The sequence below is a fragment of the Kordiimonas sp. genome, assembly GCF_048264555.1.
GTDB lineage: Bacteria > Pseudomonadota > Alphaproteobacteria > Sphingomonadales > Kordiimonadaceae > Kordiimonas.
Genome location: NZ_JBLXCX010000011.1, coordinates 19,242 through 28,389, shown reverse-complemented (window position 1 = coordinate 28,389; position 9,148 = coordinate 19,242). Strand labels below are relative to the sequence as shown.

General features: G+C 55.7%; 4 protein-coding genes. 3 read left to right on the top strand and 1 reads right to left on the bottom strand.

Annotated elements, in window-relative coordinates:
• Nucleotides 1–956 (top strand): glycosyltransferase (locus ACN0XZ_RS18460; protein ID WP_417459293.1); only part of this gene is annotated, 956 nt, incomplete at its 5' end.
• Between the two features lie 5 nt (nt 957–961).
• Nucleotides 962–3,415, top strand: a complete 2,454-nt coding sequence (locus ACN0XZ_RS18455; RefSeq protein ID WP_417459292.1) for a hypothetical protein — start codon at nt 962–964, stop codon at nt 3,413–3,415.
• A 6-nt stretch (nt 3,416–3,421) separates the two neighbouring features.
• On the opposite strand, the gene ACN0XZ_RS18450 is transcribed toward ACN0XZ_RS18455, so the two are convergent.
• Nucleotides 3,422–5,053 (bottom strand): glycosyltransferase, encoded by a 1,632-nt coding sequence (locus tag ACN0XZ_RS18450; protein ID WP_417459291.1) that lies wholly within the window; start codon nt 5,051–5,053, stop codon nt 3,422–3,424.
• Nucleotides 5,054–5,265: 212 nt separating this feature from the next.
• On the opposite strand from ACN0XZ_RS18450, the gene ACN0XZ_RS18445 reads away from it, so the two are divergent.
• Complete coding sequence (locus tag ACN0XZ_RS18445) at nt 5,266–9,129, top strand: glycosyltransferase (protein ID WP_417459290.1); 3,864 nt, start codon at nt 5,266–5,268, stop codon at nt 9,127–9,129.
• The last annotated feature ends 19 nt before the right edge of the window (nt 9,130–9,148 follow it).

Genomic DNA, 9,148 nt, shown 5'->3' with positions numbered 1-9,148 from the left:
GTCACACACCATCCCTTCTCAACATCTATCACAACAACTGGTTCGGGATCCGGAGTGCTACAGCCGCTATGCCGGGTCAGAAGCTACTGATTAACCCGGATATCCTAACGCCGGACCATTTTGAAGATATCGCCAGAATTATCACGGAAAGCGGCGTCTCTGTTATTTGCTTTCAGGGCTTCTCGGAACCGATGGCGGGGCTTGCCACATATTTGAAAGAACAACTCGGCAATGCTGTGAGGCTTTTTGCTGTAAGCCATGTAACGTCCACTCAGTTTCAGGCTCCGTTCGAGGTTCGTATGCAGGCAGCCCTTGTTGACGCTTTGAAACAGGGTGTTCTTGAACGTATCGGTAGCGTCAAACCTCACTTTCATGAGGTTGTGCCCCATACCTGGGGAAAAACGCTGATCAATTTTTGCCCTACAGTGCCGCGTGCTGAAAACAAGCCAGATTTTGCCCGGGTGTTCATCCCGGTTGAGAACCACTGGCGGAAAGGGCTTTATACCAATCTGATCGCTGCGCTGCGTACCCCGGGGCTGGATACCATTCGCACTGTGCACGAACCTAAACACCTGGAGCTTCTGGAAGATCTTGGCAGGGTCTCCGCCTCCGGTTTTCTCGCAAGCGATGAGATGATGAACGAGATCGCGGCGGCGGCCGTGGTGATGAATGTGTCGCTGGCGGAATGCCAGCCCATGACCCAGTTGGAGGCGTTTGCTATCGGCAGGCCATGCCTCACTGGGCCACTTGGGCTTGAGGAATTCTCGGGTGATGAGCTCATTAGGCTCTGCACGGTCGAACGGCTCGATACCCCACACGAAATCATCAAGAGTTTGGAAGCTCTGCTCCACCTCTGGCGTTCTGACGCTGATGCGATGACCGATATGATCCACGCTCATGTTGAGCGACGGAATACCCTGGCGTTCAATCGGCTCAACGAGTTTCTGGAGGGGTAAGGTCTATGACGCGCATCTGTTTTGTCACCAACGAGATTTACCCGCTACACAAGGGTGGCATTGGCCGCATGCTTTATAATATTGCGGTCAAAAATGCGGAAAACAGGGCGCCTGCGGACATCCACTTCCTGATGGTATGGCAGCCAGAGCATGTGCAGGCTGAGATCAGGGAGGCATTATCCGGGCTTGCGTCCGTATTCTTTTGCCCGCTCACAGCGGCGTCCTTCGGTGGGTGGGCCGCAGAGTTTGACCATAGCAACGCACTTAACTGGCACTATGGCCATGCCTATCGGCAATCGCTTATGCTCTATTGGGCGCTGGAGGAATATGAGGGTGGGCTGAGTGCTCCCTTTGATATCATTGAGTTTCCAGACTATGGCGGCTGGGGGCTTGCGACACTTGAGGCCAAAGCTGCGGGCATGAACTTCACTAATGCCCAGATTGCCGTAAGGCTGCATTCGACGGCTGGCGTAATCGCTGCGCATCAACCTTTCTACGAGAAAGTTGGCCACTGGGCTGGATGCATTGAGGATATGGAGTATCAGTGCCTTGCGAAGGCCGATGTAATCGTTGGCCATCTGGAAGGCATCATAGATTATAACCAAGAGCACTATGGCTTCCCGACCTCCTGGCGTGATCGCTGCTATACAGAGTTTCCGCCCATCGAGCTTACGGCTGATGAAGCTGCGGCGGGTGAGCAGTTGAACGAGGTCAACGAGCCAGATTTTATTTTCTCGTCGCGCCTGCAACCCTTCAAGCAACCAGACCTCTTCATCAAGGCAGCTCTAAAGTTTCTCAGTGAAACGCCAGCGTACGCGGGCCGCTTCCGCCTCATCTCCTACGGTTGGGACGATACCTATATTGCATGGCTCGAAAGCCTTATTCCCGTGCACCGGCGTGCGCAGGTTACTATTGAGCGAGACGTAAGCCCGAGCGCGCGTATCAGCGCGATCCGGTCAGGCATCACGGTTATTCCATCAAACTATGAAAGCTTATGCCTTTTTGCCTATGAGGCCTCTCATCTGGGTAGCAAAGTTATTTTGAACGGCGCGTGCCTCGCGTTTGGTGATAAAAGCCGCTGGCGACAGGATGAAAATTGCCTGAAGTTTGATGGTACGGTCTCTGGCCTCGTGGCTACGATGCGCCAGGCGCTTGAGGTAAGGTCGACCGGCACGGTTTCCGTTCAAACAACCACACCCTATTGGGAGGTGGCAGTTAAAGCCTCAGCCCTCGAAGGGGAGGTTCATGGGGAACTAACGTTGCTTTTGCATGGTTTTGAGCGCCGGGAGGATGTCTCCGGTTGCCTTGAACGTTACGTGGAAGCTTTGGCCTCAGATGATGGCCCGGACCGTATTCTCCTGTTGTTGCCCGATGCCTGGCGTGGGGAGGGCGTGTTTGACCAGCGAGCAGCGGACATATACTGGCTCGCAGGGGACAAGCCCTGGCCGGAAGAAGTTGCGGCTGTGATGTCCAACCTGCAAGGGCTTGTGGCTATTGCTGACGCTGAAACGGGCATAAACGAAGCCTATTGGCGGAAAGCACGGCGTGCCCTGTTGGGTGAGGAGGTTGTGGCTTTCGCGAGCCACGTGCGGCTTTTAACGCCGGACGGTCGCACGGACATTATCCGCACATACGCCGGCGGTGCGGCTGCGGCGGCCGTCTTGTCAACGGAGGCGTTGCCGCCGGCCGCTGTGTTCCGTGTGGCTGTGCTTAAAGATATGGTCGCGAATGATCTGGCCTTCACGCCGCCCGAGCAATCACATTGGTACACGCTTTTGGGGCGGACGATGGCGCTTGGCAAGATGAATATATCGGTGGCACCGTCACCGGATATCACTCTACCGGCGAGGCGCCTCCGGGATAAGGGGGACGCGATCCTCGACAATGCGCTCCTTGAACGCCATTTGAGAAAAGTGCTTGGATACAGAGCGGCCTTCCTGCCTGGTTTGGCGTTGAAACCGCTTGCGCCGATTGCAGTTGGCGCACCTGAAATTGAGTTGAGCCAGGGGCTGAGAGGGGCCGGGCAGCTATGGCCGCGCAAGGATACGCTAGACTGGAAGCCGGTCGAATACCGCATGAAGGAACGGGCGCTGCAGGTGCATCCGCGTGCGCAAGGCCTCGTGCTGGCATCGTTGCCTATAAGCCCAAATGATCTGATCAACGCGCTATCGGTCAGGTTAAGGCATTATGGCGACGGTAACCCAGGCGTTGATTTCAGCCTTCTGGCGTTTGATGAGGAGCCTGACACCGAGCTGCTGACGCAGCTTGACCAGGGTGAGGCAGTTGAAGGGGTAAGGGCAAGCCCATGGCAGAAGATCACGCCGGGTGAAACGGTTACACTAACGCTGGAGGGGGCAGTTGATAAAAGCTTTAAGCTTTTGGCCATCGCAGCCCGCCCAAGTGATGGTGTGACGGTTGATAAAGCCTGGACCTTTGTTGATAAGGTGTGGAGCCATTAGGCGCGACTAAGTTGCTGGTATGTCGAGGATATGGGCGAGGTTTAGGGCCAAACGGCGCTCGGAAAAATCACGCTCCGCCTGGACCTTGGCTGCAGCTCCGATCGATGACCGTAGAGAGCGGTTGTTGGCAAGGCCGGTGATCGCCGCTTGCCACCCCTCCGCACTTTCGCACAGCATACCGGTTTCCCCCCGTGTGATAACCGCGCTAAACCCTGCGGTAGCACTCGCGACCGTGGGCACAGAAAACATCGCGGCCTCCAGCCATTTAATGGCGCTTTTACAGTGGTTGAAGCGATTGATACTCAGGGGCGCCAGGTTGATGTCGGCTGCCGCGAGAGCGTCCCAGTAATCAGCAAGGTCAGTGAAGGTCTGACGAGCTATCCTATGCGAAAACGGGGATAGAGCGGGCGGAAGGTCCAGATATCCCGCAAGTGTCAGGTGAATATTCGGCAGGGTTTGGAAAAGCGGTACAAGGCAGCTTTCCGCAAAGTCGGTAAAGTCAGATTGCAGTGCCCGCGTGCCGGAGCCATAAAAAAGATTAACAGTATCAGTATCTTCATGAGAGTTATGGACTGAGAAACTCTTTTGGGCGCGCCGGTGCTGTGCCCCGAGTGCGTTGGCGTGAATATGCACGGGCATTCCAGGTAGTGCGGTGAGAATGGCATCCCTGAGCGTGGGGGTTGACGTGATAACACCGTCACATAACCGCATGGCAGCGAGATATAGGGGCGGCAGGATAAGAAGTTCCGCGTACTCCTGATCTTTGAAACCAAGCCCATAAGATGCCCGTGGCCCCGGGAATGCCACACTGTCAAACAACAGGTCATCTGTTTCGTAAAATACTGTAATCCCGGAACTTTTTGCAGCCATCAGTGCGCTGTAAACCGCCGGCAGCAGCGGCAGACGGTAGCATATTACATGGCTGAAAGTGCTCGTTGCGGCTTTGAAAGCCTCCAGATCTGACCGGGAAAAAACAGATACCCTCAACCCAAGGCTTTGAAGTTGCTCAACTTTTTGATCAACACGATAGTGTTTGCATTGGGGCAGGGAGAGATCGCCGATGATCGCCACATGGGGCGAATGTGTAGGCAGATGTGTGGCCAAGTGTGCAGGGTTTTGTGGCGTAGTTATCCCATGGGGCAGATGGCTATAAAGGTCGGTGATGTTTGACATGCGTGTGAGCGCAGCTTCACGCTCCCCGGCTAAGGCATTATCCATCGCCTGCTGCTTGGTGTGGGCGAAGGCTTGCCGCACCGCCCGGCCAAGAAGCTCGGTTTTCTCCGCTGATGCGGAAAGCTTCTGGGCGAGTGCAATCGCATCTTCGGGCGCGTTGAGGAGAAGCGCACATTGGGCACGGTCAAACGTCACCTCATCGCTTAACGGAAGCTCCTCCAAAATGCGTGTGCCATCCGATGGTGTGTGAGGCTCAAAGAGCACACCGGTAGGGAAGGTGATGTTATAGGGTGCATCTGGTGCGGGCCGCCGCTCTCGCGCATGGAATATCCCGTCGACATAAAGGCTGGCATAAAGGGGCCCGAAAACCAAAAGTACCTCAGCGCCTGTTCCTGCTGCTGCGTTGAACTGCAAGTTGCCGTCTTTCATCTCCAGTTCAGGTTGCTTGGCAGACAGTGCGGCCACATTTCCCGAAAAGCAGGTAGTTTTTTTTGGAAAAACACGAACAGACGACATAAAAGAGCCCAAAATCTAGGTGGTTGTGTTACCGACCTTAAATGTTAATTTGATGCAAATCCATTTTCATGACACAGCGAGTGGGATGGCCATGATGGCGTCAGGCTCGTGCCGCTGTTTGTGGGGTATATCCGGCCGCGGCTAAGGGTTTAGGAAATTATATGAGTAAAAGTGTGTCCACAAAAGGCACCAAACTGATCCGGCAAATTGAAAAGACCGGGCTTTTCCTCGCTGACTGGTATAGCGAGCGGTACGGCCTTGATGGGTTCAAACCTCTTAAGGCGCTCACGCATTATGTTGAGAAGGGCGCTGCCCTCGGCTATCGGCCGAACCCTTATTTCGATGCACCGTTTTACAGCACCCAGTCCGGCGTTGCGGAGCCGTGTTTGGCGCTTGTGCATTTTGCGGAGGTTGGCTGGCGCGAAGGGCTGGACCCTTCAAAAGAGTTTCTGGTCAAGCCCTATATGCAAGCCAACCCGGATATCGCGGACGCGGGGGTTAACCCACTTGCGCACTTCCTTGCGTATGGTCGTCATGAAGGCCGCAAGGCCATCACCAAGTCGTTCATTGATCCATGGGTACCCCCGCCGGGTGCATTGGCGCTAAAAAACGCGACCATCATGAGCCAACATAAAAACTGGGCCATAGCTGTTTCAGAGACTGGGCTGTTTGATGCGGCATTTTACCGTGCGACATACCACCCTCATCTGGACGAGAAGGGCATGGCAGACCCGGCGCTGCATTATGCGGTTTTTGGTGAGAGGCATGGTTTCAAACCCAACCTGTTTTTTGACCCGGCCTATTATAAGCGCGGGGTAAAACGCGGGAAGCCCAGCACGCTCGCGCTAATTGATTATGCCGGTAAGGGCTGGAAAAAGGGCCTGAACCCGTCGGCGCGGTTCAGTGTCAATCTATACAGGGAGGCCTATGCCGCCGAGATCGGCACGGACACGGAGCCGCTCTCTCACTACCTGCAGCATGGTGAAGTGCTTGGGTTTGCCCGCTTTGATGTAAGCCTTGCCACCACAAGCGGTGATGAGAGTGACGATAAAACCACGCTTGAGCGTATGGTAGAGATTGCGCAAACCGGGCTTTTTGATGCCGCCTGGTACGTCAAAAAATCTGAGGACCTTAAGGGCGAGGATATCACACCGCTCGAGCATTACGTGCGCAAAGGTGTGTGTGAAGGCCGTTGGCCGAACGAGTATTTTGATGACCGCTGGTACCAAACCTGTTACGGCGCGGAAATCGGCAAGGAGATGCCGCTTTTGCATTACGCCCGCAAAGGCTGCGTGAGCGGCAACTGGCCATCAAAAACCTTCTCACCGGTGCTCTACTTCCTTTTGAACAGGGATATCTGTGAAGGTAAGGACAACCCGCTCCTGCACTTCCTCAAAAGCAAGCGCCTGGGTGTGCCACGCTCCTGGCCGAATCCGGCCTATCTTGGCAAGGAAGGCCACGCCTATCTGGTGCTGGATGATGCTGCCCGGGCGAATGCGCGGCAAGCCATCCTTGATACCGGGTTGTTTGATCCTCTCTGGTACGCGGAAGCCTATGCGCCAGACCTCATCGGTGGTGCCGATTATGTTGAACATTTCCTGCTGTTTGGCACCGGGCTCAAGTGTCGCCCCAATCGATATTTTGATACGCAGTGGTATGCGGACGAATATGCAAACGAGATCGACGACCGTCATCCTCTCGTTTTTTATGCAGAGGAAGGCTGGCAGCGCGGGCACAACCCAAGCCGGGAGTTTGATGAGAGAACCTATCTTGAGGCTTATCCCGAACTGGAAGATTTTGATGGAAGCATGCTGGCGCACTATGTCCAGATAGGCCGACAGGAAGGCCGTATTGTTCCCGCCCCGCGCGAGAGAAAAGGCCAGTCAGGTGCAGTATACCGCGCGCATGGCGGCGAGCGCATTCTTGGCCGGGCGATGGAGAATATCGTTGCGTACGATCGTGTCCCATTGGCGTCAAAGGCAAGTGTCTTCAATCCTGACGCCCTCTCTATCCACTGGGTGATACCGGACTTTTCCGCTGGTGGTGGTGGGCATATGACCATCTTCCGCATGATCAGCTTTCTTGAGCGGCAGGGTCATCAGGTCACTATCTGGATAAATGACCCTGACCAGCACAAGCGGCCGGAAGACGCGCGCGAAACCATCAACAAACACTTCCAGTTTATTGCGGCTGACGTTCGCTTTGTGGGCAGCAAATTTGCGGAGCAAGCATCAGGCGACGCGATCGTCGCGACGGATTGCTGGTCTGTCTGGCCGGTGATGGCCGCTGCGAACTTCAGGGAACGGTTCTATTTTGTGCAGGATTTTGAGCCGTCTTTCTTCGCGATGGGCGGCAACTATCTGGCGGCGGAGCTAACCTACAAGCAGGAGCTTTATTGCCTGTGTGCCAGCCCCTGGCTTGCACAGAAACTGAGCAGGGACTATGGCCGCCGCACAGCATATTTCTATCTGGCGGCAGATCAGCGGCTTTATTTCCCTACTAAGCCGGAGGGCCAGAAGACGGAAACGAAAAACGCTGTGCCCCGCATTGCTTTTTATTCCCGGATAGCAACAGACCGCCGCGCAGTTGAGCTTGGGCTTTTGGCGCTTGAGTTGCTGGCGCGCGAAGGTGTGCCTTTCCATGTTGATTTTTTTGGCAACGACGTGCCCTTTGGCGATGCGCCTTTTGCCTTCACTGACCACGGTGTTGCGTCGACAGCAGACCTGGCGGCGCTTTTCAATAAAGCAGATATCGGCGTGGTGTTCTCTGCCACCAACTATTCACTCGTGCCGCAAGAAATGATGGCGTGTGGCCTGCCGATTGTAGAACTGGACGGCGAGAATACCCGCGCGATTTATAAACCCGATATCGTGAGTTGGGCCAAGCCTGACCCACGGGCGATAGCGGAAGAAATTCGGGCGCTGCTGGCGGATGATGCCAGGCAGAAGGCACAAGCGGACGCGGCCCTTGAGTGGGTATCGGGCTTCTCATGGAAGCAAGCGGCGGAGACGGTCGAAGGTACGATCCGCAGTGCGGTGACGGAGGCTGCGGCCAAGGCGGATGCCAAAGTGGTGCCTGCGGCCAAGCATACTACCCCCAAGGCGTCTGTCGTGATCCCGACCTATAATGCCGGGGCACAGTTTGAAGCGGTGCTGGATGGTGTGCTCGCGCAGCATACACCATGGCCTTATGAGGTGCTGGTGATTGATAGCGGCTCGACGGACGGCACGCTCGAATTGATCGCCAAGCGGCCAGATGTGCGCCTACACCAGATTGATAAAAGCGAGTTTAGCCACGGCGGCACGCGCAACCTTGGGGTGGAGCTTACAGCGGGCGAGTATATCGCCTTCCTGACCCATGATGCGTTGCCCGCGAATGATGCGTGGCTCTTCAACCTCGTGGAAGCGCTGGAGGCAACACCCGAAGCCGCCGGGGCGTTCGGCAAACACTTTGCGTACCCGAATGCGTCTGCGTTCACGAAACGTGACCTGGATGCGCATTTCGCAAATATGCTCCAGCATCCGCTATGCGTCTCGCGCGATACGGATATGGCTCGCTACCGTGCGGGCGATGAAGGTTGGCGTCAGTTCCTGCATTTTTATAGCGACAACAACAGCTGTTTCCGCCGCTCCGTGTGGGAGAAAATTCCCTACCGTGTTGTTGAGTTTGGGGAAGACCAGCTATGGGCGCATGATATTATCGAGGCGGGCTTTGCCAAACTTTATGCGGCGCAGGCGACCGTGTACCACAGCCACGACTATGACGAGGAGGAAACGCGGGAGCGTGCGTCAATTGAAGCGAGCTTCTTCAAGCACTTCTGGGGATATGACCTGATTGCCTCTGAAGAGGTGTTGGAGCGTGAGGTGGCTGCCTTGAATGCGGGGGATGCCGCCTGGGGGCGTGCGCACAACGTGCCGGAGGCAGAGATCGAGCTTCGACTTCGGCTGAATGCCGCCCGCCTTCGTGGCTATCTTGACGGCGGTAGTGCAGACACCACCAAGATTTTCAAGCAAAGCCAAGGTTAGGGCGGCAGGCGCGGTCATG